24 protein-coding genes are annotated in these 25114 nt (G+C 60.8%); 18 read left to right on the forward strand and 6 right to left on the reverse strand.

The genetic code is table 11. The features are described 5' to 3' along the window. Window positions 1–49: 49 nt before the first annotated feature. Together FZZ90_RS00660 and dacB are read left to right on the forward strand one after the other, a co-directional pair. Window positions 50–553, forward strand: a complete 504-nt coding sequence (locus tag FZZ90_RS00660; protein ID WP_226423870.1) for a DUF4330 domain-containing protein — start codon at window positions 50–52, stop codon at window positions 551–553. Continuing rightward, window positions 550–1857, forward strand: a complete 1308-nt coding sequence (gene dacB, locus FZZ90_RS00665) for a D-alanyl-D-alanine carboxypeptidase/D-alanyl-D-alanine-endopeptidase (RefSeq protein WP_226423871.1) — start codon at window positions 550–552, stop codon at window positions 1855–1857. The genes FZZ90_RS00660 and dacB overlap by 4 nt, the downstream gene beginning before the upstream one ends. Here the strand turns inward: dacB and FZZ90_RS00670 are convergent. Beyond that, on the reverse strand, window positions 1802–2821 hold the full coding sequence (locus tag FZZ90_RS00670) for a hypothetical protein (protein WP_226423872.1): 1020 nt from the start codon (window positions 2819–2821) through the stop codon (window positions 1802–1804). The two genes, dacB and FZZ90_RS00670, sit on opposite strands and share 56 nt — an antisense overlap. A 1-nt stretch (window position 2822) precedes the next feature. After that, entirely contained in the window at window positions 2823–3314 is a 492-nt protein-coding gene (coaD, locus tag FZZ90_RS00675; RefSeq protein WP_226423873.1) for a pantetheine-phosphate adenylyltransferase, read from the reverse strand. Window positions 3315–3383: 69 nt separating this feature from the next. Here coaD and FZZ90_RS00680 point away from each other — a divergent pair, with 69 nt between their 5' ends. From FZZ90_RS00680 to FZZ90_RS00710, 7 genes are read left to right on the forward strand one after another with little or no spacing between them, the layout of a single operon-like run. Next, entirely contained in the window at window positions 3384–3866 is a 483-nt protein-coding gene (locus tag FZZ90_RS00680) for a flavin reductase family protein (protein ID WP_115009275.1), read from the forward strand. Between the two features lie 9 nt (window positions 3867–3875). Then, window positions 3876–5861: an excinuclease ABC subunit UvrC gene (uvrC, locus tag FZZ90_RS00685; protein ID WP_226423874.1), complete on the forward strand. Its 1986-nt coding sequence runs from the start codon at window positions 3876–3878 to the stop codon at window positions 5859–5861. Continuing rightward, window positions 5858–6145 carry a hypothetical protein gene (locus tag FZZ90_RS00690; RefSeq protein WP_186497814.1) on the forward strand — a complete coding sequence of 96 codons (288 nt, stop codon included), beginning with the start codon at window positions 5858–5860 and terminating at the stop codon, window positions 6143–6145. The genes uvrC and FZZ90_RS00690 overlap by 4 nt, the downstream gene beginning before the upstream one ends. A 2-nt stretch (window positions 6146–6147) precedes the next feature. Then, window positions 6148–7644 carry a cryptochrome/photolyase family protein gene (locus tag FZZ90_RS00695; RefSeq protein WP_226423875.1) on the forward strand — a complete coding sequence of 499 codons (1497 nt, stop codon included), beginning with the start codon at window positions 6148–6150 and terminating at the stop codon, window positions 7642–7644. Window positions 7645–7679: 35 nt separating this feature from the next. Beyond that, window positions 7680–8252, forward strand: coding sequence for a protoporphyrinogen oxidase HemJ (hemJ, locus tag FZZ90_RS00700; protein ID WP_226423876.1), 573 nt, complete (start codon window positions 7680–7682; stop codon window positions 8250–8252). Between the two features lie 13 nt (window positions 8253–8265). After that, window positions 8266–8913 (forward strand): PHP domain-containing protein, encoded by a 648-nt coding sequence (locus FZZ90_RS00705; RefSeq protein WP_226423877.1) that lies wholly within the window; start codon window positions 8266–8268, stop codon window positions 8911–8913. Between the two features lie 27 nt (window positions 8914–8940). Next, entirely contained in the window at window positions 8941–9495 is a 555-nt protein-coding gene (locus FZZ90_RS00710; protein ID WP_226423878.1) for a hypothetical protein, read from the forward strand. On the opposite strand, the gene cobN is transcribed toward FZZ90_RS00710, so the two are convergent. Further along, entirely contained in the window at window positions 9485–13213 is a 3729-nt protein-coding gene (gene cobN, locus FZZ90_RS00715; RefSeq protein ID WP_226423879.1) for a cobaltochelatase subunit CobN, read from the reverse strand. The genes FZZ90_RS00710 and cobN overlap by 11 nt on opposite strands. Window positions 13214–13279: 66 nt before the next feature. On the opposite strand from cobN, the gene FZZ90_RS00720 reads away from it, so the two are divergent. The 3 genes from FZZ90_RS00720 to FZZ90_RS00730 all read left to right on the forward strand — a co-directional run bounded on the left by FZZ90_RS00720 (window position 13280) and on the right by FZZ90_RS00730 (window position 18204). Then, complete coding sequence (locus tag FZZ90_RS00720; RefSeq protein WP_226423880.1) at window positions 13280–14194, forward strand: branched-chain amino acid transaminase; 915 nt, start codon at window positions 13280–13282, stop codon at window positions 14192–14194. Between the two features lie 63 nt (window positions 14195–14257). After that, the gene (gene metH / locus FZZ90_RS00725) at window positions 14258–17884 is read left to right on the forward strand and encodes a methionine synthase (protein ID WP_226423881.1); all 3627 of its coding nucleotides are present in this window, start codon (window positions 14258–14260) and stop codon (window positions 17882–17884) included. A 47-nt stretch (window positions 17885–17931) separates the two neighbouring features. After that, window positions 17932–18204, forward strand: coding sequence for a DUF4090 family protein (locus FZZ90_RS00730; RefSeq protein WP_226423882.1), 273 nt, complete (start codon window positions 17932–17934; stop codon window positions 18202–18204). Window positions 18205–18238: 34 nt separating this feature from the next. On the opposite strand, the gene FZZ90_RS00735 is transcribed toward FZZ90_RS00730, so the two are convergent. Beyond that, window positions 18239–18469: a hypothetical protein gene (locus FZZ90_RS00735; protein ID WP_226423883.1), complete on the reverse strand. Its 231-nt coding sequence runs from the start codon at window positions 18467–18469 to the stop codon at window positions 18239–18241. 111 nt (window positions 18470–18580) lie between these two features. Here FZZ90_RS00735 and FZZ90_RS00740 point away from each other — a divergent pair, with 111 nt between their 5' ends. Continuing rightward, entirely contained in the window at window positions 18581–18976 is a 396-nt protein-coding gene (locus FZZ90_RS00740; RefSeq protein ID WP_226423884.1) for a DUF2237 family protein, read from the forward strand. Here FZZ90_RS00740 and FZZ90_RS00745 read toward each other — a convergent pair. Beyond that, window positions 18958–19686 carry an SDR family NAD(P)-dependent oxidoreductase gene (locus tag FZZ90_RS00745; protein ID WP_226423885.1) on the reverse strand — a complete coding sequence of 243 codons (729 nt, stop codon included), beginning with the start codon at window positions 19684–19686 and terminating at the stop codon, window positions 18958–18960. The genes FZZ90_RS00740 and FZZ90_RS00745 overlap by 19 nt on opposite strands. A 76-nt stretch (window positions 19687–19762) precedes the next feature. Here FZZ90_RS00745 and FZZ90_RS00750 point away from each other — a divergent pair, with 76 nt between their 5' ends. The 3 genes from FZZ90_RS00750 to FZZ90_RS00760 all read left to right on the forward strand — a co-directional run bounded on the left by FZZ90_RS00750 (window position 19763) and on the right by FZZ90_RS00760 (window position 22223). Continuing rightward, the gene (locus FZZ90_RS00750; protein WP_226423886.1) at window positions 19763–20641 is read left to right on the forward strand and encodes a SpoIID/LytB domain-containing protein; all 879 of its coding nucleotides are present in this window, start codon (window positions 19763–19765) and stop codon (window positions 20639–20641) included. Beyond that, window positions 20631–21476: a DUF4922 domain-containing protein gene (locus tag FZZ90_RS00755; protein ID WP_226423887.1), complete on the forward strand. Its 846-nt coding sequence runs from the start codon at window positions 20631–20633 to the stop codon at window positions 21474–21476. Before FZZ90_RS00750 ends, FZZ90_RS00755 begins: the two co-directional genes overlap by 11 nt. Before the next feature lie 111 nt (window positions 21477–21587). Next, window positions 21588–22223, forward strand: a complete 636-nt coding sequence (locus FZZ90_RS00760) for a sigma-70 family RNA polymerase sigma factor (protein WP_226423888.1) — start codon at window positions 21588–21590, stop codon at window positions 22221–22223. On the opposite strand, the gene FZZ90_RS00765 is transcribed toward FZZ90_RS00760, so the two are convergent. Continuing rightward, window positions 22208–22393, reverse strand: a complete 186-nt coding sequence (locus FZZ90_RS00765) for a hypothetical protein (protein ID WP_226423889.1) — start codon at window positions 22391–22393, stop codon at window positions 22208–22210. The two genes, FZZ90_RS00760 and FZZ90_RS00765, sit on opposite strands and share 16 nt — an antisense overlap. Window positions 22394–22548: 155 nt before the next feature. On the opposite strand from FZZ90_RS00765, the gene FZZ90_RS00770 reads away from it, so the two are divergent. Beyond that, complete coding sequence (locus tag FZZ90_RS00770) at window positions 22549–24075, forward strand: DUF3370 family protein (RefSeq protein ID WP_226423890.1); 1527 nt, start codon at window positions 22549–22551, stop codon at window positions 24073–24075. A gap of 78 nt (window positions 24076–24153) precedes the next feature. Continuing rightward, on the forward strand, window positions 24154–25101 hold the full coding sequence (locus FZZ90_RS00775) for a molecular chaperone DnaJ (RefSeq protein WP_226423891.1): 948 nt from the start codon (window positions 24154–24156) through the stop codon (window positions 25099–25101). The last annotated feature ends 13 nt before the right edge of the window (window positions 25102–25114 follow it).

The following is a 25114-nucleotide window of genomic DNA, read 5'->3' on the forward strand; positions in this document are numbered from 1 at the left end:
TCCAGGCTCAGACTCTCTATAAGGTTCGAGCCCAGGCTCCGTATCGATAGTGCTCCCCAGGCTGCGATCCCTTTCACCCATCGATGCCGTGGCCGGAGTCGTTGCTCTGGCAGCGCTGGTTGGGGTGATCTGGTCCCCCAAGCTCTCCAATGCAGTCGCCAAGGCCACGGGTGCCGTTAAGCCTGTGCAGGTCAGCGTTGATGTGCATCGCCTCTACAGCGCTGATCCTGAGCAGCTGTTGAATTCAGCCCGGGAGGAAGCGGCCCTCAACATCGTGATCCGCAATCAACCGGCAGGTCGGGTGACCCTGGTGTCGGTGGTTGACCTCACCAACCCTCTGACGGCGGTGCAGCCCGATGGCTCGGTGGTGATCGCGGATGCCCCCAGCACAGACCTGCCCCGGCATGCCCGTTTTGTGATGGAGGCCCAAGCTGAGATCAAACCCTCCGGCGTTGTGATCGGTGGCACCAAGCTCAAGGTGGGAGTTCCCGTTGAGCTGGAAGGACGCCTTTACCGCTTGAACGGTGTTGTAAGTGGAGTCATGCCTCTGTGATTCGCTCTGCCCTGGTCTCCCTGCTGGTGCTGGCGCCCCAGTTGCCCCTCAGGGCCGCGCCTCCACTGTTGGCACCACCTCCTGTGGTCCAGCGTCAGGGCCAGGCCATGCTCAGCGGCGGTGCGCTTTGCCCTGCTCTGCAGACGGCCTTGGCATCAGCGGTGGGGACGGAAGAGCGGCTCTGGAGCGTCAGCGTTCTCGATCAACGGGGACAGCTGCTGGCTGATCTGAACGGGGGGGTCCCCCGGATTCCTGCATCGAATCAGAAACTGGTCAGCACGGCCTTTGCCCTGGATCGCCTCGGTCCCGACTTCCGTTTGAAGACGCAGCTGTTGCGTCACCCCGATGGATCACTGGAGATCGTGGGGGAAGGCGATCCCGACCTCAGCATTGCCGAGATCCAGAAGTTCGCCATGGTGGCTCTCGGCCAGGGGGGCTCCCGCAGCACCACCAGCCTCGCCGCAACACCTGTTCAGCTGATGGTTCGGGAAGAACCGCGTCAGCGCTGGTGGCCAGCCGATTGGGATCCTGCAGATCGGTCCTACGCCTATGGCGCACCGATCACCCGTCTCGCCCTCACCAGCAATGCTCTGCACATGGCGGTGATGGATCCAGCGGCACGGCTGCAGCGCATCCTCAACTCCACAGTCCGCCAGCAGGGAGGTCAGATCCATCTTCAGATGGTTGATCAGCAGACTCGGGAAGCGACCCTTGCGCGGAGTAGGGGAGCGAGTGTGGTGTTGTACAGCGAGGATTCTGCGCCCATGCACGCCTTGCTCAGCTTGGCCAACACGGAGAGCCATAACTTCACCGCTGAGGTGCTGATGCGGGAGGCGGCCGATGTGTGGGATGTGAATCGTGCATCCGTCGCCACCACCCGCTGGTTGCAAGCCCAGGGGGTCCCGATGACGGGACTTCGGCTGCGGGATGGCAGTGGACTTTCACGGGGCAACCGTCTCACCAGCCGTTCATTGTCCGTGCTGCTTTGGCGCATGGCGCAACACCCCCTGGCGGCCTACTACCAGGCCTCGATGGCGATTGCTGGCCAGAGGGGAACGCTGCGCAACTATTTCCGCGGCAGCTCGCTTCAGGGTCGCTTCTGGGGCAAAACCGGCACCCTCAGTGGTGTTCGTTCGATCTCGGGCATTCTTGAGACCGCCGATGGACCGCGTTACGTGAGCATGATTGCTAACGGGTCCTACGCACCCAACTCCGTGATGGGCCAGATCCTGCTGGCCAGCCAGCGGATTAGCCGTTGCCCCGCATGGACCGCAGCCGGGACGCTGCCCGGTGGGCCCGACTGAACGGCACTGTTTTGGCGTCGTCGGCAGCGTTGGCGGAAGGGGTCGCTGAGCGGATCGTCTGAATCTTGGAGAGCTCCTGACGGCCGGCCATCACCACCTGGGCCATTTCCTTGAGGCGCACTTCCAGCTCACCCAGCGTCTGTTCGGCGTAACGGTTGGCGCCGTCCTGAACTCCGGCGGCCTCCTGGCGGCTGCGTTGGATCAGAGACTCGCATTGCTGTTGGGTCTGCTGGCGGAACTGCAGCGCATCGCTGTGAATCCGCTCGGCCTCGTCCCGGGCTTCCTTCTGAAGCCTCAAGGCTTCACGGCGAATCGTCTCCAGATCCTGCAGTGCATGCTGCCGGTTGGCTTCATGTTGCTCAGCGTGTTGGCGCTTGAGTTCCGCCGCGTTGGCCTCGATCTTTTGGATTTGCTGTTGGGCCTGTTGGCGGCTGGCTTCGAGTCGCTCAGCGTGTTGACGCTTCAGCTCAATCGCCTCCTGATCCAGTTGTTGGCGACGCTCCAGGCCTTCCTGCTCCAGCTGCTGGCGGCGTGAGGCGAACTGCTGCTCCAACTGGGCCAGCTTGCTTTGCATCTCCTGTTCCAACTTCGCCCCCTGCTCCCGCGTTTTCTGCAGGAGCTGCTCACACTGCTGGCGGGCCTGCTCACGCATCTCATTCACTTGCCGTTCCGCTTCCTGGCGAATAGCGGCGTTGTTCACCAGCTGCTCGCGCTGACGCTGGGCCTGCTCAACGATCTCTTCGGCGTTCCTGCGGGCGGTGTTGATGAACTCGTCGCGGCGGTCCAGCAATTTGACCGCCCGCTCCAGCTCCTTGGGCAATTCCTCGCGGACGGCATCCAGTAGTTCAACGGCATCGGTTTCGTTGACCAGACGTCCGCCGGTGAAGGGCATCCGACTGCCCTCCAGCACAACTTCCTCCAACTGATCGAGTTGATCGAGAACGGAGAACCGGACGTCGTTCATCTCAGCTGGCGTGGAAAGCCGAATTAAAGAGCCTGTTGAGGTCCTTCGCCACCTCTGGAGGGACCATGTGGTCGATTGATCCGCCAAAGCGGGCCACTTCCTTCACCACGGAGCTGCTGAGAAAGCTGTGGCGTGCCGTGGTGGCCATGAACACCGTCTCCAGATCGTCCGCTAACGAGCGATTGGTGTGGGCGATCTGCAGTTCGTATTCAAAGTCACTCATCGCTCGCAAGCCCCTCAGGATCAGGTCGGCGCGATGGGTGACGGCACAGTTCACCGTGAGGCCATCGAAACTGATCACCTCAACTCCGGAGAGATGGCGCGTCGCCGTGCGGATCTGTTCGATCCGTTCCTCGACACTGAATGCAGGCCGTTTGCTCGGATTGCTGAGCACCGCAACGACCACCTCGCCAAACAGGCTCACCGCCCGCTCGATCAGGTCCATATGACCGTTGGTGAGAGGGTCGAAACTGCCGGGGTAGAGCGCCCGCATCGGGAATCAGCGATGGGCGGATCCTATGCAGTGGATCGCTGTTTAGATTTCAACCAACGCATTCGTGCCATGAGCCTCGACGCTGACGCCAAGAAGGTCCTGCTTCGCAAGATCCCCCACGGTCTCTTCATCTGCGGCGTGCGCAACGGCGATGAGGTCAACGGTTTCACCGCCAGCTGGGTGACCCAGGGATCGTTCGAACCACCGTTGGTTGTGATGGGCGTTCGGGCAGACAGCAGCAGCCACGCCATCATCGAGGCCACCGGCAAGTTTTCCCTCAATGTGCTGCGGGCCGATCAAAAGGACCTGGCGGCGGTGTTTTTCAAGCCCCAGAAGGCGCTCGGTGGTCGCTTTGAAGCGGCACCCTTCGAAGAAGGTGAGCTTGGCCTTCCCCTTCTCACCGATGCCGTCGGTGGTGTGGAGTGCGAGCTCGTGGGTTCGATCAAGCACGGTGACCACACCGTCTTTGTCGGCGAAGTCAAAACGGCGCGTCTGATTGCCGATGGCGAGGCCCTGAACCTGGCCAGCACCGGCTGGAATTACGGCGGCTGAGCTGGCCTGGTGGATGCCGCCTCCGGTGCACCGCTGCTGACGCAGCCCGAGCGTCTCGAACGCCGCCTCAAGGAGATCCCCGCTGAGCCGGGTTGCTATCTGATGCGAGACGGCGACGACCGGATCCTCTACGTCGGCAAGTCGAAGGCGTTGCGTAGTCGCGTGCGCAGCTATTTCCGCAGCCGCCACGATCTGTCACCACGGATCCGGCTGATGACGCGCCAAGTCTGTGAGATCGAGTTCATCGTCACCGACAGCGAGGCGGAGGCCCTCGTGCTCGAGTCGAACCTGATCAAGAACCATCAGCCGCATTTCAACGTGTTGCTGAAGGACGACAAGAAATATCCGTACCTCTGCATCACCTGGAGTGAGGCCTACCCACGGATTTTCATCACCCGTCGCCGCCGCTTCCGCAGTCCCCTTGATCGCTTTTACGGGCCCTATGTCGATGTCGGCCTGCTGCGCCGCACCCTGTTCCTGGTGAAGCGGGTGTTTCCGCTGCGCCAACGACCACGTCCGATGTATCCCGACCGGACCTGCCTCAACTACAGCATTGGCCGCTGTCCGGGGGTCTGCCAGGAAAAAATCAGCTCAGAGGACTATCACCGCACCCTGCGCAAGGTGGCGATGGTCTTTCAAGGCCGCAGTGATGAACTGCAGCAGCTGCTTCAGGAGCAGATGGAGCGGTACGCCGAGCGGATGGACTACGAGTCGGCGGCCCGGGTCCGGGATCAACTTCAGGGGCTGGATCAGCTCACCGCCGACCAGAAGATGAGCCTGCCGGATTCCTCCGTGAGTCGGGATGTGCTGGCCCTTGCCTTTGATGAACGGTTGGCGGCCGTTCAGCTGTTTCAAATGCGCGCCGGGAAGTTGGTGGGACGTCTCGGCTACACCGCCGACGCCTCAGGCCTGGAACCTGGACTGATCCTGCAACGGGTGATTGAAGAGCACTACAGCCAGGTGGATTCCGTTGAGGTTCCCCCCGAGCTGTTGGTGCAGCACGCTCTGCCCCAGCAGAAACTGATGGAGGACTGGCTCTCGGAACAGCGGGAGCGTCGGGTGCAGATCCACTGCCCCCAGCGCCAGCAGAAGGCCGACCTGATCGAACTGGTTCAGCGCAATGCGGAGTTTGAGTTGCTCCGCGCCAAGCAAGGCCAGGAGAAGCAGTCGTTGGCCACGGAGGATCTGGCGCAACTGCTGGAGTTGCCGACCCCGCCCCGGCGGATCGAGGGGTACGACATCAGTCACATCCAGGGCAGCGATGCCGTGGCCTCCCAGGTGGTGTTCATCGACGGATTGCCCGCTAAGCAGCACTACCGCAAGTACAAGATCCGCAGCAGCAGCATCCGCGCTGGTCACAGCGACGACTTCATGGCGATGGCAGAGATCATGCGCCGCCGTTTTCGCCGCTGGGCTCGGGCCAAGGCGGAGGGGGTGGATGTGGGTGCCCTGCGTCACAAAGGCGGCAGCGCCTTGCAGACCGATGGCCTCAACGACTGGCCCGATGTGGTGATGATTGACGGCGGTAAAGGCCAGCTCTCAGCCGTGATGGAGGCCCTGCGGGAGCTGGATCTGCACGAGGATCTCAACGTCTGCTCCCTCGCCAAGCAGCGCGAAGAGGTGTTTCTCCCCGGCGAAAGCCAGCCGCTGGAGAGTGAACCGGATCAGCTCGGGGTTGTGCTTCTCCGCCGCTTGCGGGACGAAGCCCACCGTTTCGCCGTCAGCTTCCACCGCCAGCAGCGTGGTGAGCGGATGAAGCGTTCACGCCTGTCGGACATCCCTGGGGTCGGTCCCAAGCGGGTCAAGGATCTATTGGCTCACTTCCATTCGATTGATGCCATCCAGCTGGCATCGCTTGAGACCCTGTCCAAGGCTCCTGGTGTCGGCCCGGCGCTGGCCCGCGACATCCACGATTTCTTCCACCCGTCGGAGGACGGCACCGACGCTGATGCCATGGCTGCTTTAGAAGGGCAGCCTCAGGAACTCTCCGCATGATCCGTCATCTCTGCATGGCTCTGGCTGGAGTGCTTCTGCTCGCCACTCCGGTCTGGGCGTCCCCCGGCCTGTGCACGGGGCCCGTGTGTGCCGATGGCATCACCCGCAGTGCCAAGAACCACTGGCAGTTGGTGCTGCGGCTCAACGATCAGCAGGGCCATCGAGAAAAAGTGGTGATGAATTGCCGGGCCGGCCAGCTGAGCCCCATGGCAGGACCCGTGGATCGCGCCTATGCCACCGCCCTGGGCCGTCGTGCCTGCCGCCTTGCTGGGGAGGACAGCTGACGGTGGATCTCAGTCTCGTTTTTCCCCATCAGCTGTTTGAGAACCATCCCGCGATCCAGCCGGGGCGAGCCGTGGCCCTGATCGAGGATCCGCTGCTGTTTGGTTCCGATCCCCGCTGGCCGATCCAGGTGCATCGGCAGCGCCTGCTTCTGCATCGGGCCTCGATGAATGCCTATGCAGAGATGCTTCAGGCCAAGGGCTTCTCTGTGCTGCGGATCCTGCAGGGCCAGGCGGCCAGCACCGCTGTGATCCTCGGGGGTCTGCTCGATCAGGGCTACCGCTCCTTTCATCTCGCGGATCCGGTGGACGATGTTCTGACCCAACGGATCTCCGCCTTCGCATCACGCCATGACTGCGGTCTGGAGGTCGTCCCCACCCCGATGCTGCTCACCCCAGAGGCCGTCATCGATGACCATTTTGGCTCCGGCAAGAAGCCCCTGATGGGTCGCTTCTACGAGATGCAGCGCAAGCGACTGGATCTGCTGATCGATCCGGATGGTGGCCCTGTCGGCGGCCGCTGGAGTTTCGATGCCGACAACCGCAAGAAGCTTCCCAAGGGAATCCTTGTCCCTGAGCTCCCCGCCGAACGTTCGAGCAGCTCGATCGCCATCGTCAACACCGCTCGGCAGCAGCTGATTGAGGAGGGGGTGGCCGGCATCGGCAGCTGGGACGGCTTCCATTACCCCGTCACCCATGGCGATGCAGCCCGTTGGTTGGATCAATTCCTCGATCAGCGGCTGCGCCAGTTCGGGGCTTACGAAGATGCGATCAGCACCCAGCACCAGGTGATGTGGCACAGCGTGCTCACGCCAATGCTCAACATCGGTTTGCTCACGCCGCAGCAGGTGCTGGATCGAACGCTGGAACGGGCTGAGGCCGGTGATGTCCCCCTCAATTCATTGGAGGGATTTCTACGTCAGATCGTCGGGTGGCGAGAGTTCATGGCCGCGATGTACCGGCGCCATGGTGTCGAGATGCGTAACGGCAATTTTTGGGGCTTTGAAGACCGACCGATCCCTTCAGCTTTTTACACCGCTTCCACGGGACTGCCTCCGATTGATGACGCCATCCGCCATGCCCTAGAGACCGGTTATTGCCATCACATCGAACGTCTGATGCTCCTGGGCAACGTGATGCTCCTCTGCGGATTCCATCCAACCCGGATTTACTGCTGGTTTATGGAGCTGTTTGTGGATGCCTACGACTGGGTGATGGTGCCCAACGTCTATGGCATGAGTCAGTTTGCCGATGGTGGCATCTTCACCACCAAGCCTTATCTCTCCGGGTCGAACTACGTTCGCAAGATGTCGGACTACCGCAAAGGCGAGTGGTGTGACACCTGGGATGGCTTGTTCTGGAGTTTCATCCATTGCCATCAAGACTTCTTCCGGCGCCAATACCGCCTGGCGATGATGGCCCGGAATCTGGATCGCATGGCTTCCGATGTTCTGGCGGCCCATCAACGCCGGGCCAGCGATTTTCTTGACGCTCTCACCTGAACCCTGCGTAAGGTCGCTCCAGAGCAGTTGTGTTGATGACGTTTTCGCCTGAGGCCTACCTCTGGTTCAAGACCCTGCACATCGTTGGAGTTGTGGTGTGGTTTGCAGGCCTCTTCTACCTGGTGCGCCTGTTCATCTACCACGTTGAAACCGAGGAACTGGCGCCGGAATTGCAGCAGCCGTTTCGCGATCAATACACCTTGATGGAGAAACGTCTCGCCAACATCATCACCACGCCCGGTATGGCGGTGGCGGTGTCGATGGCCATCGGGTTGCTGCTGGCCCAGCCCTCCTGGCTTCAGCAGGGCTGGATGCACGCCAAGCTCGCCTTCGTGGCGGCTTTGCTGGCCTATCACGTGTTTTGTTACCGGCTGATGGGCCAACTCCACGCCGGCACCTGTGCCTGGTCGGGCAAGCAGCTCCGCGCCCTCAATGAGCTGCCCACGTTGCTGCTGGTGATCGTGGTGATGCTGGTGGTGTTCAAAACACAGTTCCCCACCAGCGCAGCGAGCTGGTTCATCGTCGCCCTGGTGGTGTTCATGGCGGCGTCGATTCAGTTCTATGCCCGTTGGCGCCGACTGCGGGCCGAAGCCTCCGCTAAAGCTTGAGATGAGGGCTGAGATGACCCATCCGCTCAAGGCTGTTCTCGACCAGGTGGGACCGTCGAGCTGCCCCACCACGCACAACTTTCACTGCCATACCGTCTGCAGCGACGGCAGCCTCGAACCGCTGGCTCTGATTCAGCAGGCCACCGAGCGGGGGCTCCAGCATCTTGCGGTGACGGATCACCACAGCAGCCAAGCCCATCAGGAAATCCAAGCCTGGCTGAAGCAGCAGCGCGGCACCGGTGCGGTGCTCCCCACGGTCTGGAGCGGCATGGAAATCAGTGCACTGCTGAAGGGTTGCCTGGTTCATGTGCTCGCCCTTGGCTTCGAGCTGAACCACCCTGCGCTTCAGCCTTACAACCGTGGTGATGCCGTTGTCGGTGAACCGCTAAGGGCTGAGGCGGTGGTCAAGGCCATCCATGACGCCGGTGGATTGGCGGTGTTGGCCCATCCCGCCCGTTATCGCCTGGGTCATGACCTGTTGATCGATGAGGCGGCTCGTCTCGGTTTCGATGGCGGTGAAGCCTGGTACGACTACGACATGCAACCAACCTGGTCTGCCAGTCCGTTGATCTGCGAATCCATCGATCGACAGCTGAGCAACCTTGGCCTTTTGCGTACGTGTGGCACCGATACCCATGGAATTGACCTTTGCGGCCGCTAAGTTCATCCCATCTCAGTTCCGGTCGACATGGGCTTCTTGGATCGTCTGCTGAAAAAGGATTCCGCAGAGTCCGACTCCACGATTCAGCCGCGCAAGCCAGCGAAGGACAAGCCGGCCGAGTTCTTCCTCGATGCCGATTCCTCATCCTCACTGGGTGACGTGGACTACATGCGGGAGTCGAAGACGATTCGTCGCACCTTCCCCGGCACGGTCGACAGCCCCGGCACCAAGGAGCAGATCATGGAGGTGGCCGCTGAAACCGGGAAGCTTGAAAAGCGCAGCGAAGGCCTCGGTGGTGTTGTCAAAAAGGAAGAATCAATCAGCCTCAATGCGGGCATCCCTACACCGGTGAAGAAAACCTTCGCCGAGCAGGTGAGTACGGAGGAGATGAGCAAGCGCCTCAAGGGCACGGCCATCACCGGTGTGAATACACCCGCTCCAGCAGATGCTGCTCCCGTTGGACGCAAGGAAGAGCTCAAGGCACAGGAACAACCGGTGGCTAAGGCTGGTTCCGCTGCGCCTTCCTCGAAGCCTGGATCGATCGATCCCTTCCGTCAGATGGTTCGCGACCTCAACAAATAGGGCTTCCGCGTTCAATTTGGGCTTCGCTGCTGTTCACCAGCGTTTGCAGGTGCAGCAGCTGCTCATCAGTTGCTGAAGCCCAAAGGCCTCGATTCGAGGCCTCCAGCAGTCGTTCGGCCATGTCCCTCAGCACCCAGGGATTGCTTGCCTTTAGGAAGTCGAGAATCCGCGACTGACTCAGCCACTCATCACACAGCGCGCCATAGCACCAATCGGGAACGCGATCGGTGGCGGCGTCGTAGGCAAACAGGTAATCAAGGCTGGCCCCCATCTCGAAGGCCCCCTTGTAGCCGTGTCGCATCATTCCCTCGATCCAGCGGGGGTTGAGCATCCTGCTGCGCATCACCTTGTCCAGTTCCTTCTCGAGCCGATGCAGGCGAGGCCGCTCGGAGCGGGAATGGTCCCCGAACCAAAGCTGCGGACGGACTCCTGACACCTCCTCCACCGCGGCACTAAGGCCACCCTGGAACTGGTAGTAGTCGTCGGAATCAAGCAGATCGTGCTCGCGATTGTCCTGGTTGTGGAGCACCACCTGCACTCTGCCCAAGGCCCGCTCCAGGCCGGAACGATCGAGGCTGGGGGCGGCGCCACCGTCGTATGACCACTGGCTCCAGCTGAGGAAGGCTTGGCCCAGGTCTGCTCGGGATTCCCAGGCACCACTGTCGATCAGAGCCTGCAGACCGGCTCCATAGGCACCGGGGGCGGATCCATAGATGCGGCCCTGTGGTCCTCCTTGACGGGTGAGCTCGGCTAGGGGGTTGAGTTCATCCGGTTCATCGAGGGCCGCAATCATCGACTGGGCCTGATGCACCCAGCCCACCAATTGGGGAAATGCATCGCGAAACAGTCCGGAGATACGCAGCACCACATCCACCCGTGGTCGCCCCAGCAAGCGGGCTGGAATCACCTCCAGGTCCACCAGCCTTCGGGTGGGACCGTCCCAGACCGGTCGAACACCAATCAGGGCCAGCAGCTGGGCGATGTCTTCTCCGCCATTGCGCATCGTGGCCGTTCCCCACACCGAAAGCGCCAAATGGCGCAGCGGCTCCCCCTGCTCCAGCAGATGCAGATCCAATAGCTGTTCTGCTGAGCGTCGCCCCAGGTCCCAAGCGGCTTCCGTGGGCAAGCCCCGAAGATCGACGGAATAAAAGTTCCGGCCTGTGGGCAGCACATCGGGACGGCCACGACTCGGAGCTCCTGACGGTCCAGCAGCAATGCGCTGACCCTGAATGCCCCGAAGGAACGCCGCTTTTTCGGCTGCGGCACAACCGCTCAAGCGGGGCCAGAGGTCGTTGCGCAGGTTCAGCAGGCAGGGATCCTCCGGGTTCCAGGTCCGGAAGGGTTCCGCCAGCCCGTCGCACTGTTCCCCATGGACGACCTGACGGATCAACAGCTGAGCCTGCTGCTCAAGCCACGCACAACCATCCCCAACACGACGGCAGTCCGAGCCGCCCAGCACCCTCAGGTGGGTCTGGTCCGTCTCCGAGAGCTTGTCGCCTTCGTCCTGTTGCCAGGGGTCGAAGCCCAGACCTGCCTGCAGGGCCATGGCTTGCAGCAAGCCAGGCTGTCCCTGTCTGGGGGGACGGGCCAGGGCAACAAGCAGTTCATCGGCGGCTTTTGCCGATGGCGCAACACCGAACCGATGTAGGCCCGTGCGGATCTGCGATTCCTTCAGCTCGCAGAGATAGGTCTCCGCCTGATCCAGACAGCTCTCCAGCAGCTCCGGTTGCCGGCGAATGTCCTCTTCGCTGGGGATTCCTGGCCAGTTGAGGGACAGCAAGCTGGCATGCACCGACTGTTCCAGCACCTGGGCTCGCTGCCCCCCCAGCTGTCGTACCTCCACCAGTTCGTCGAGCAGTCCCTCCAACCGTTGCAGTGGTCCGTGCAACCCAGCACGACCCAAGGGCGGCGTGAGATGGTCCAGCACCACGGCGTGACCGCGACGCTTGGCCTGGGACCCTTCGCCGGGGTCGTTGACGATGAAGGGGTAGAGATGTGGGATGGGGCCGAGGGCCAGCCCGGGGCCGCAGGCATCGCTTAACCCCACTGACTTGCCCGGCAGCCATTCCGCACTGCCGTGCTTGCCCACATGCAGCATCACCTGGGTTTGATGCACGCTGCGCAGCCAGAGGTACTGGGCCAGATACCGGTGCGGTGGCGGCAGATCCGGTGAGTGGAGATCGGCGATCTGGTCGGCGTCATAGCCACGATCCGGCTGGATCAGCACCACCACATGACCGAAGCGCAGGCCGTGAATGGCAAACCCCTGGTTTGGATCCAGATCGCAGGCGGTCTCTGGAGGTCCCCATCGGGATTCGATCAAGCATCGAGCCTGCTCCGGAACAGTTCGCCACCACTGCTGATAGGTGGTGAGGGGCAGATGATCCAGTGGTGGTCGGTGCTGTCCCTCCGGTGCATTGGTGCGACCGGACAACAGCTGTTGCATCAAGCCATCGCCGGTATCCGGCAAGGCCTCCGTGCCCAGGTCATGGCCTGCGTCCGCCAGCCATCGGAGCATCCGCGCCGTGCTGTCCGGTGTATCGAGGCCAACACCATTGGCTACACGGCCATCGCGCACGGGATAGTTGGCTAACACCATGGCGATGCGCCGCTCGGTGCATGGGGTCTGGCGCAACTCCACCCAGTGCAGGCAGTGCTCGACCAGCCATGCCAGCCCCCGTTGATCCGGCTGCAGACAAGGAATAGCCGTGGCCAGAGGTCCGCTCGTCTGCCGGTGCTCACGAAAACCGCAGGGCCGCGTGGTGATCCGGGCATCCAGCTCCGGCATCACCACTTGCAAGGACAGGTCCATCGGATTGAGCCCCTGGCTGCTCTCCAGCCACTGGGCACGGCTGCGGCTGCTGCTGAGCAGTTGCAACACCGGTCGATCCAGCCGATCCCAGAGGGGGCTGCCCAATCCGGCCTGTTCGGCCTGCACTGAGGCAAAGGACGTGCCCGCGATCACGAGCTCAGCGTTTTGCTGTTCCAACAGGTCATGAACTCCGGCCTGTACTGCCGGGTCTCTCAAGCTGCTGACCCAGAGCAGGCAGGGTCGCAGTCCCTGTTGCCGAAGTGCGGCCGTGAGTTCATCCGCCAGGGCCAGATCTCCGGCCTGAAACTGAGCTCGATAGAGCACCACGCCAACCGCGGCCCCCGGTTCATCGCGCCAATCCCAGGGCATCGGATCGGGGCAAGGCACCACCGCGACGCTGTCGGGTGATGGGGGGGTGCCCTCCAGCAGGGCCTCGAGGGCCTTCAAGCACTGCCCCATGTTGTCGATGCCGCCTTCCCGCAGCAGTGCCGACAGCTGATCCGCCAGTTCGGGGCTGCAGGATCCCAAACCATGTAGCTCGTTGCTCTGATCGGCGGTTCCGGCAAGCACGATCAGTTGCCGCTGCGTCGCTTCGCCGCACCAGCGCTGCAGTTGCTCCAGGCCATAGCTCCAGTGCCCACGGCTGCCAAGCAGGCGCACCACAATCAACCTCGCCGCTTGGGCGGTGGTGTTGAGGTAGTGGTCCAGCTGGGCTGGGTGGTCAAGGCAGCTCAGGGGCAATGCCCGGATCCGATCGTTCCAGGCCGGGTTGCTCGCCAGGCTCGCGTCGAGGCAGCTGATGTCCGTGCCAGCGCTGGTGAGGAACAGCACGTCCGCAACCGGCTGCTCGACGAGCACCACATCTTCCGGTGGGTCTAGACCCGGACAGGTGGCAAGGCGATGCATGACCTCATTCTCCGTGTTTGTGGTGACCGGTGGTGAGAAGATTCAGCGGTCGGATCCATCACGGTGATGCATCAGTTCCTGCCCTATGCCTGGTTCCAGGGCCAGTGCGTTCCCTTCGAGGAGGCCAGGATCTCCATTGCCACCCATGCGTTGCACTACGGCACCGGTGCCTTCGGCGGCATGCGTGCCATACCCGATCCCGAGAACAGCAACACCATGCTGTTGTTCCGCGCTGATCGTCATGCCCGACGTCTCAGCCAGAGCGCCAGGTTGCTGCTCACGGATCTCAGTGAGGAGACGATCCTCTCAGCCCTCACCGCGATGCTGCAGGCCAACAAGCCTGACCAGCCGATCTATCTGCGGCCCTTCGTTTACACCAGCGATCTGGGCATTGCCCCGCGCCTGCACAACATTGAGACCGATTTCCTGATTTACGGCCTCCCCTTGGGGGATTACTTGTCCCCGGAGGGGGTGAGCTGCCGAATCAGCAGCTGGACCCGCCAGGAGGACCGTTCCCTGCCGCTACGCGGCAAGATCTCTGGCGCCTACATCACCAGTTCGCTGGCCAAGACGGAAGCCGTTCAGAGCGGTTTCGACGAAGCACTGCTGTTAAACAGTCGCGGCAAGATCAGTGAAGCCAGTGGCATGAACCTGTTCCTGGTGCGTGATGGCCAGCTGATCACGCCTGGAGTTGATCAAGACATCCTCGAGGGCATCACCCGCGCCAGCGTGATTGAGCTGGCCAAAGCGATGGATATCCCTGTGATTGAACGTCCGGTCGACAAAACCGAATTGTTCATCGCCGATGAAGTATTCCTTTCCGGCACGGCCGCCAAGGTGACGCCGATCCGTCAGATCGAATCCACGGTGCTGAATGCCAAGCGCCCTGTGATGGATGCGCTGAAGGCCAAGCTCGTGGGGATCACTGAAGGGCGAGACCCCGCCTATGAGCACTGGGTGACTCGAATTCCGATCTCCTGAAGGAACAGCCTGAAGTTCGTCCTGAGCTTTTCTTAAGATCGGTGCTTCTCCTGGGGTGAATGGATGGTGGTGACGCAGGCAGATCGGCAAGCCACCACCTCTGCATTCCTCAAGTACCTGCATGGGCCGCAGCGCCCTGTGTTGGTGTTCGACGGCGCCACAGGCACCAGTCTTCAGGGTCTGGGGCTGACCGCTGATGATTTCGGTGGTCCTGACCTGGAGGGCTGCAACGAGAACCTTGCGGTCACCAAACCGGATGCGGTTAAGGCTGTGCATCGCCAGTTCCTCGAGGTGGGCTGCGATGTCATCGAGACCGACACCTTCGGGGCTGCATCAATCGTCCTGGCGGAGTACGGCCTGGAGGACAAGGCCTTCGAGCTGAACAAGCGGGCAGCCGAGCTGGCACGGGAGATTGCTGATGAATTCAGCACCCCTGAGAAGCCCCGCTTCGTGGCGGGGTCCATGGGACCCACCACCAAGCTGCCCACCCTCGGCCACATCGATTTCGACACCATGCGGGACTCGTTCCGCGAGCAGGCTGAGGGACTGATCGCCGGCAACGTCGACCTGTTCATCGTCGAAACCTGTCAGGACGTGCTGCAGATCAAGGCAGCTCTCCAGGGCATCGAAGAAGCCTTTGCCGCCACTGGTGAGCGGCGGGCCCTGATGGTGTCGGTGACGATGGAAACCACAGGCACCATGCTTGTTGGCACGGACATCGCTGCCGTGGTGTCGATCCTTGAGCCGTTCCCGATCGACATTCTTGGCCTGAACTGCGCCACCGGTCCGGAGCAGATGAAGGAGCACATTCGCTATCTCTCCGAGCATTCCCCCTTCACTGTCAGCTGCATTCCCAATGCAGGTCTGCCAGAAAACGTTGGCGGTGTGGCCCATTACCGCCTTACGCCGGTGGAGCTGAAGATGCAGCTGATGCACTTCGTTGAAGACCTCGGCGTGCAGGTGATCGGTGGTTGCTGCGGCACCACTCCGGCCCACATCGGCAGCCTGGCGGAACTGGCGCAGGAGCTCAAGCCTGCACAGCGCCCCTCCCGCTGGGATCTCGCCAGCGCGGAAGATGTGCGCCCCAGCCTCAATTACGAGCCCGCCGCGTCATCGATCTATGGCGTCACGCCTTATCACCAGGACAACTCTTTCCTGATCATTGGTGAGCGGCTCAATGCCAGCGGCAGCCGCAAGGTCCGCGAACTGTTGGCAGAGGAAGACTGGGACGGGCTGGTGTCGGTGGCCCGTGGCCAGGTGAAGGAAAATGCTCACGTGCTCGATGTCAACGTCGACTACGTCGGTCGCGATGGCGAACGGGATATGCACGACTTGGTGAGCCGTCTGGTCACCAACGTCAACCTGCCCCTGATGCTCGACTCCACCGAGTGGCAGAAGATGGAGGCGGGCCTGAAGGTGGCAGGGGGCAAGTGCATCCTCAACTCCACCAACTACGAAGACGGTGACGAGCGCTTCTTCAAGGTTTTGGAGCTTGCCCGCCGCTATGGCGCCGCTGTGGTGGTCGGCACGATCGACGAAGACGGTATGGCCAGAACGGCCGAGAAGAAGTTCGCCATCGCCCAGCGGGCCTATCGCGATGCCCTGGAGTTCGGGATCCCGGCCCACGAGATCTTTTATGACCCCCTGGCACTTCCCATCTCCACTGGCATCGAGGAAGACCGTCTGAATGGTCGCGCCACCGTGGATGCCATTCGGATGATCCGGGAGAACCTCCCTGGTGTGCACGTGGTGCTCGGGGTCAGCAATGTGAGTTTCGGCTTGTCACCGGCGGCCCGGATCACCCTCAATTCGGTCTTCCTCCACGATTGCTGTGAGGCCGGCATGGACTCGGCCATCGTCAGCCCCGCCAAGATTCTTCCGTTGATCAAGATCAGCGATGACCACCAGAAGGTGTGTCGGGATTTGATCAATGACAACCGCCGTTTCGAGGACGGCATCTGCGTTTACGACCCGCTGACTGAACTCACCAAGCTGTTCGAGGGAGTCAGCACCAAGGAAGCCCGTGCTTCAGGCCCCTCACTGGCCGATCTGCCGATTGAGGAACGGCTCAAGCAGCACATCATTGATGGTGAGCGCATCGGCCTTGAGCCCTCCCTGGACGAGGCGCTGCAGACCTATCCCCCTCTGCAGATCATCAACACTTTCCTGCTCGATGGCATGAAGGTGGTGGGTGAATTGTTCGGCAGCGGCCAGATGCAGCTCCCCTTCGTGCTGCAAAGCGCCGAGACGATGAAATCCGCCGTGGCTCACCTCGAGCCGCACATGGAAAAAGGCGAGGGTCAGAGCACGAGCAAGGGCAAGTTCCTGATCGCCACGGTGAAGGGTGATGTCCACGACATCGGCAAGAACCTGGTGGACATCATCCTTACCAACAACGGCTTTGAGGTGATCAACCTCGGCATCAAGCAGAGCTGTGACGCGATCGTTGAGGCCCAGCGTGAGCATCAGGCCGATTGCATCGCCATGAGCGGTCTGCTGGTGAAATCCACGGCTTTCATGAAGGACAACCTCCAGGCCTTCAACGATGCGGGCATTGATGTTCCTGTGATCCTCGGCGGTGCGGCCCTGACGCCGCGCTTCGTGAATAAGGACTGCCGCGAGGTTTATGACGGCAAGGTGATCTACGGCCGTGATGCCTTCGCTGATTTGCGCTTCATGGATGCGTTGATGGACGCGAAGCGGAGCGACAACTGGAGCAACACCAAGGGCTTTCTGGCTGATGCCCCCCAAGGCGTCGGCCTGGATGAAGAGTCGACAACCTCCGAGACCGCTGAGGAGTCCTCCGCTTCTCCAACGGATGCTCCAGCAGCGGATCTGCCGCCGGTGAGCTCGGATCGTTCTGACGCCGTCCCTTCTGAAACCGCACCAGTGCCTCCCTTCCTCGGTTCTGCTGTGATCACCGAGGTCGACATCGACATCGCTGAGGTCTTCCACTACCTGGACCGCAATGCTCTCTTCGCTGGCCAGTGGATGCTCCGCAAAACCAAGGAACAGAGCCGGGACGATTACGAGGCGATGCTCGCGGAGAAGGCAGAGCCCGTGCTGCAGGAGTGGTTGCAGCGTTGTATCGACGAGTCACTGCTGACCCCCCGGGCGGTGTACGGCTACTTCCCTGCCGGACGCGATGGCAACAGCCTTCGGGTGTTCGATACCGATGGCAAGCGGGAACTCGGACGTTTCGAACTTCCCCGTCAGCGGTCTGGCAACCGCTACTGCATTGCCGATTTCTTCAACGATCTGGACTCTGATGGACGCCCTACGGACGTTCTGCCGATGCAGGCCGTGACCATGGGGCAGAAGGCCTCCGTTGTGGCTCAGGAGTTGTTCAAGGGCGATCGTTACAGCGACTACCTGTATTTCCACGGCCTTGCGGTGCAGATGGCCGAAGCGATGGCTGAATGGGTGCACGCACGCATTCGCGCCGAACTTGGCTTCGCTGATCCTGATGGCATGGCACTGCGGGATGTGCTGGCACAGCGTTATCGCGGTAGTCGTTACTCCTTCGGCTACCCCGCCTGCCCCAACGTGGCTGATTCCAGGCAGCAGCTGGAATGGCTCGGCGCCGACCGTATCGGTCTCAGCATGGATGCGAGCGACCAGCTCGAACCGGAGCAAAGCACCACAGCACTGGTGGCTCTCCACTCCCAGGCGCGTTACTTCAGCGCCTAAGCCCTGAGGAGCGTCCCATAGCCTTAGGCGCCCTGTTTCTGCTCACCATGGCCATTGCCGGACCGGATGGAGTCGATGCCGCCATCAAAGCGGGTGTCGATCTCGATGGAAGTCCAATCCCTGAAGCGATGCTCGCTCTCTACAACCAGGTGATGGATCTGGAAAGTCAGCGCACTCGCAGCGGTGTTCTGAAATCGATGCGCAACCGGGTGGTCAAGACCGGAGCCAAGCATTTCGACCAGGAAACGCTCAATCAGAGGCTCCAGGAGGCCGGATGGGACGGTCTGAAGGACAAGGAGATCTCTTTCTTCTACGGATGATCTCCTGCTGACCGAGACACAGCCTCTGCCGGGCTCATTCCTGGCAGAGCTTCTCCATAGTGTCGATCACCTCTTGCTGAAACGATTCCAGGGCATTGGACTCGCTCAGATCAAGGCCTTCGCCAGCAGCGTTCTGGGCTAGGTCCTGGAAATGAAAGGCTCCCTCTCCATTGGCCAGGAACTCGATCGCCGAGCTTTCGCCGCTCTCGCGAAACGCATCGCAGAGCGCCAGAAACGCGGCGTCTTCAGTGAACTCCCAATCCATCGAGTGGACATGACTGAATGACCTTTAACCCGCTCCCCCAGGGGTTCGTCAACCGTCTGAAGTCAAAATGTGCCAGTCCTTGGGCAGACTCCCCCTTAATTCAGCGCTCAGATGTCCAGCAATAGCCCCGAATTTCCGCAGGCCAGGAACGTTCTTGGCGACCTACTGCAAAGTTGCAGTTGCGAGCCGATGACGGGTTGGTACCGCAATGGTCTCTGCCAAACCGATCCATCCGATCTCGGCCAGCACAGCATCTGTTGCGTGATGACCGAGCAATTTCTCAATTACAGCAAGGCCCAGGGCAATGACCTGACCACTCCGATGCCCGCCTTTCAGTTCCCGGGCTTGCAACCGGGGGACCACTGGTGCGTCTGTGCGCCGCGCTGGAAGCAGGCCTACGAAGATGGCGTCGCGCCGTTGGTGCGCTTGGAAGCAACGGAAGACACGGCCCTGACCGTGGTCAGCCTTGAGCAGCTGAAGCAGCACGCTCACCAATCGATCGACTGACCGTCCCAGGCGAGAAAAGCCCCTGACTGTTCTGGGGTCTGTTGCAGCAATACCGCCACCAACTGCTGAGCGGCCCGTTCGGGTGAGAACAACTTGTCCGGTGCCACGAAGCTCTGGAACGGACGAGACAGGGCTGTGTCCGTCGTGCCGGGATGAAGCAGGCTCACGGTGGCCAACGGCCAGCGGCGGGCCCATTCAATGCTCAGACAGCGGAGCAGTTGGTTCTGAGCCGCCTTGGCCGCTCTGTAGCCGTACCAGCCCCCGGTGCGGTTGTCGCCGATGCTGCCCACGCGAGCGCTGAGGCTCGCAAAGTGAAAGGGTTGATCCCTTTGCAGCAGAGGTTCAATCGCTTTGGCCAGGAGGATCGGAGCCATGGCATTGATCCCGAATTGCTGCTCCAACTGGGAGCGTTCGACCTGTTGAAGACGTTTTTCCGGTTGAAGTTCAGGCCCATGCAGACGGCCGCTGCAGTTGAACACCAAACGAAGCGGCAGGCCCTCCGCACGCAAGCTCGTGTTCAATCGATCCAGATCGCTGTCGTTTTCGAGGTCAAGCTGCAGTGAGGATTCGGGCGGTCCATGACGTCCGGCCGTCAGCACCTTCAGATCAGGGCAGCACTGCTTTAGTTCCGCCGCCACTGCTGATCCGATCCCACCGGGGCCAACCACCAGGGCCAGGCCAATCCAGTCGGTCGAGGCTGCTTCGACCATGTGATCTTGCTGCGGAGTGGAGACCGTCTAGCGGAAATCAGGCATCATCGGCTGGAGGCTCTGTTGAGCAGTTCTGGTGCCGCTTCACCGTTACTTCTGGCCCCCTGCCGTGCTCGGAAGCCTGCTCATGGCCGCTTTGATCGGCTGGTTGGCTCGGCCACTCGCTCAGCGGCTTGATCAGCCCCCCTCAAGACTGCTTGAGCTGCTCGAGACCGATTCAACCGTTGGTTCGGGTGTATTGCCCAAGGTGCCGCCGGTTGCTGATCACGTGCCTCTGGAGATCCGCGTCGGTTTGGTCAGCCAGAGTCCCATCACAGCCTTCCGGCCAGGCCCCAACGTGCTGTGTCGCAACCAAAACGGCTCTGTGATTCCTTCTCAACAGCTGGGGAAAAGGATTGCTTCATCCACCCCACAGGAGATTCACTGCTCAGGCGGGCCTGTTCAGATCAACCAGCACCACTATCGAGGCGATGTATCACTGGTCAAAAGCCAAGGTGCTTGGCTCCCTGTGGTCTCCCTTGACCTGGAAACCTATGTGGCCTCAGTGGTTGGCGCCGAAATGCCGAGCCAGTGGCATCAGGAAGCCCTGAAGGCACAAGCTGTTGCAGCTCGCTCCTATGCGATGGCGCATCTCGCCAGACCCGCAACAACCGCTTATCACCTCGGGGACACAACCCGTTGGCAGGTGTTCGCAGGGGAGAAGAGCACCACACAGGCGAGTCATTCAGCCACTCGGGAGACTCGGGGAATGATCCTGAGTTACAGCGGTGGCATTGTGGAGAGCCTTTATGCGTCAAACGCGCAAGTCAGTGCTGAAGCCCATGGCCATCTCGGCGCCAGCATGAGTCAAACCGGGGCACAGCAACTGGCCCGCCAGGGACTGCCCTTCAATGCCATCCTCGGCAGGTACTACGCAGGAGCCTCGCTGGCACGGTTGACTTGGCATGACCAGTGAACTGCTTCGAAAAGCGACGGAGGTCACGGTTGCAGCGAGTGCATCCGGAGCGCTGGTGCCGCTCGACACCACGTTGACCCACCTCATGGGGGATGGAGGAAGCCGCTTTGAGTTACGGCATCTCCTCAGCGCCACACCAAAGCACCTTCGAGCTTCTGGTCCAAAGCCGAATCCATTTCTCCCCTGGGATCAACGTCTGGAGGTTGATCGGATTGGTGATTCCCACGTCGTGATCCTGAACAAATATCCAGTTCAGACCTCCCACATGTTGCTCATCACCCAGGACTGGCAACCCCAGACCGGTTGGTTGTCCATGGAGGATTGGCGGTCCCTCGCCCGGATTGATGCGACGACGACGGGGCTTTGGTTTTTCAACAGTGGTCCTGATGCCGGTGCGAGTCAGCCGCACCGGCATCTGCAGTTGTTACCCCGTGCAGCAGGGGAGCGCATCTGTGCTCGGGACGATTGGTTTCGACGCTGTGCTCAGAACACAACCATGTCTGCTCAGGATCCTCTGTTGCGCAGTTCACGGGTCGCAGCGATCAGTTCAATCCTGACGGGTGAAACGCTTCAAGAGCTCTATCTCGCTCTTGCAGATGACCTCGGTCTCGGACACCCCACCACCGACGACTGCCCCCGGGGGGCCTACAACCTGCTGCTCTCAAGGCAGTGGATGGCCATCGTTCGCCGCAGAAGGGAGGGGATACGTGGTTTCAGCGTCAATGCTCTCGGCTTCGCCGGATCCTTGTTGAGTACCGAGGCCTCCGATCGGCAATGGATTCAGCGTTCAGGACCGGAGGCCCTGCTTCAAGCCGTTGTTGACGCTGACGGGTGAAGCAAAGCTCCGTGACAAAGACGTCACCAACGACGCATTAGTGCAGTGGTGCCACGGATGCCGTGGCTGGCTTGTCTCTGCCAAGGCTGTAGGTGCACTCATCACCATCCATTGGACAAGACCTGCCTCAAGCGTCGAAATCTTCAGATCCAGGACAACCTGCATCTGGTTCGACCCATTGCCCGTCATTACGCTCAGCAGACAGGCCTAGAAAATGACGATCTCCTGCAAGTGGGATGTCTGGGACTGATCAAGGCCTGCAACCGCTACGACGCTCAACGGGGGGCACCATTTCCCAGCTTCGCCAAGCCGCACATTCGAGGAGCCATTCTTCATTTTCTTCGTGACAGAGTCGGTTTGATTCGACTCCCAAGGGCCGTTGAAGAACGGGCCATGCGGATGATGCGCAGCTCCGGAGGCTCTGTTCTGAGCCCAGCCGATGCCCTGGTGGTTGACCATTACCGCAACAAGCAGAACTGGGTGGAATTCAACGACGATCTGCTCAATGAAACGCTGGAAGGAATCGAGTTGCTTGAACGCTCGGAAGCCTGGAGCAGGGTGAAAAGGCTTTTCCGCAAACTTGAGAAAGACGACCAATGCGCCCTGCAGATGGTCGTCATCGATGGGATGAGTCTGAGGCAAACAGCTCAACAGCTCGGGATTTCAGCGATGACTGTTCAGCGTCGGGTTAAACGCGGCCTCAATAGCCTTTCGAGAGAGTTGAACGCTGTTCAGCTGGACGCCTGAGCGTCGCGATCCATTTGTTCTTGGAGCGTTTTGATGGCGGCATTGAGGGCCGACAGCTGCCGTTCTGCACCATCACGCCAGAACCGCAGCATCGACAACTTCCGTTCCTGATGCTGGCGGCGCAGGGCCGTGTGATCGGTGCTGGTGCTGCAGCAGAAAGGAGGAAGCATGTCAGCGGGTCGAATCCCATGAATCCTGACGGATTTCCACGTCTGGTGCGACTCTCCAATCACTTGGCTGTGGCAGAAGGTGGAACTACGGTGTGGGCTCACGACAGTCACACCGTGGTGTCGACGTCCTTGCGAACACCACAACAGCAAGCCGCATGAGTCTCAGGCGAGTCCCGGTATTGGTCTTGACCTGTGTCTCGCTTGCTGGTCTTGAGTTTGGATTGCAGTGCCGTGCTGACGCTTACGTCGCCTTGATGGCTGGTCAGCGCGCACGCCCCCTCAACGGAACGTTCAATAACGTCCCTGTGCTGCATTCCAATCAACCGGAGATCGTCACCGGACCTGGAATCCTGGTGAACACCGCTGCCGGTTCTGCTGTAGCAGCAGAGTCGAACCAGCCTCTTCGCAACGCCGCCTACACCTTCAATGGTGAGTTCGGCGTTCATATGCATCACAAGTACTACCCCCAAGACCAGGCAAAGCTCGGGGGACGACGATCCCGGGGCTTGATGACCTTGGCTCTGATCGCGACGAATCCAGGATCGACGCCGATCACGCTGGATTTCGACCGTGGTTCGGTCAAAAATAGTTTTGAAGCGCCGTATCACCCGAATCGCTTGATGGGGGTCAAACCCCTCGGGAAGCGCCCATGGAACACCGGTCCTGGCGATGCCACCGCCGTTCAACTGCTTCGCGGAGAACTGGATCGCAAGTTGCCCGAACGCGTCGTGATCCCTGCAGGAGGACGTCGTGTTGTGGTGCGCACTGTTCTCCCCGCCCGTGGCATTGCCAACGGCCTGTTGAAGGGACGCAGCAGTGGTCCGTTCACGATGGCTGTTGTTGCTGCTGAGCAAACAGCTCAGGATTCAGATCTCTTTGCGGTTCTGCAATCAGGGCGTCTGGCCCCGGGGCGGATTTACTTGAATCGGATTCGAGAGATTCAGCTGGGTCGCGTCTTCTCACGGGTGGCCGGCGTTGCCCTTGGCGATGCTTACAAGGCAGAGATCAGCCATGACCTCGACCAGGGTCCACTACATGTGCCCTTAACCAGCACGAAGCGGCATCACTTCGGCACCAGCGATGTTCAGGTCAATCCGTTGACCACACGGATGATCGATTCTGCTCTTAATAACGTTGGAACCTATGGGGTTCGCTACGACGTGACCCTGAATGTTTCGGGTACAGGGCCTCATCAACTCGTGCTCAGTCACCCGGTTGTGTCTGGCAAGAAGACCTTCACTGCCTTTCGTGGTTCGCTGCAGATTGCTCAGGATCGAACCCTTCAAGAAGTTCACGTTGGCATGCGCTCAGGCGAGAGTCTTGCCCTGGCTGATCTCAACCTGGCGCCTGGTACTCGCAAGGCGGTGAAGGTGAGTCTGGTTTACCCGGCCGATGCCACCCCAGGCCATCTCCTCAGTGTTGTTCCCGTTCAGCAGCTGGCCGTGCTTCATCGCCGCCAGCAACAGCAGCGAAACGCCCAGTTAAAAATTGCGGACACCAAATCAAGGAAGGTGGGACCGAAAACCGCTCCCCCACCTCCTGAGACAAAGCCCATTGTTGTGAATCCTGCTCCTGGGAAGCCAGCTCCTGTGATGCCTGCGGTGGTCCCCGTCACCACACCGCGCTACGGCGAGTTGATTCGATCTCAACAGCAATGGTTGCTGCAGCTTCAGGGCCGATAACCTTCCCGAAGGTGGATTGAACTTTTGAGCGGCGAGGACTCAAAACGTCAACGCATCTCCGTGGAGATGTCAGAGCCCATGGTCGCGTTGATTGACCAGCTCAAGGGTGAATACGGAGCACGTTCCCGTGGGCGCGTGCTCGAAATGTTGTTGCAGGATCTGATCGACCCTGGCGATTCAGCTTCGGATCCTGAGGTCACTCCCCTGAAGGACGATGCAGAACCAGCGTCCACCAGCAGGTCCGATGAGGTCACCAGTCTCGTTCTGATCTCAACGGGCAACCATCCGGAAGACATTGAAGAAACTCCAACCTCAGCGTCTGGGCTTTCCTCTGGGGGTGGTTCCTCGGGCATCGATCTGCCGGGGTTCGTCAGTAAGCGCACCAGTCAGCTCAAAGCGACTCTTCGCTCTTCTCAGCAACGGGAATCTCCGCAGACCGACCCCCTTGTCTCAACGGTGGATCCCGCTGAATTAAAGGAGGCCAGTGCTGCTGCTGAAGAGCACTGGAGGTCCCTGTATGGCCAAGCTCCGGGCCCAACAGTGATTGAAGCCGCCATGACCTGGTTGGCGCGTGATGTCTGGTCCACCACCGATGCGAGTGATGGGCGTCCATTCACTTGGTCTGCCGCAAATGCAGCCGTTGAGACGCTGTGTGCCGGGTGGGACTCCAGTGATCCATCTCTCGGGCGGGTGATGGTGGTGGCAGGAGCTCTGGAGGATCCCTTTGCCACGTCCTCATTGGCGGAACGCATGCCGACCCTGATCCGTCGCTTCGTAAACCGTTTCCGTCGCAGCCGGCAGGTCACCTCCTTCGAAACCCTTGAATCAACGATGACGGTTCACGGGGCTCTGAAGCTGTTGGGTCTGTCAACGCAAGCAGGTACCTCGGTCACCCTGAGCTCCATTCGGGAGGCCTACAAACAAAGGGCCCTTGAAGAACATCCCGATGCGGGTGGTTCCACCGATGCGATGCGACGACTCAATGAGGCCTATCGGTTGCTGCGTGAGCTGTACCGGAACCGTTGACCAGGTATCGCGT

The sequence above is a fragment of the Synechococcus sp. MU1617 genome (genome assembly GCF_020514235.1).
Lineage (GTDB): Bacteria > Cyanobacteriota > Cyanobacteriia > PCC-6307 > Cyanobiaceae > Parasynechococcus.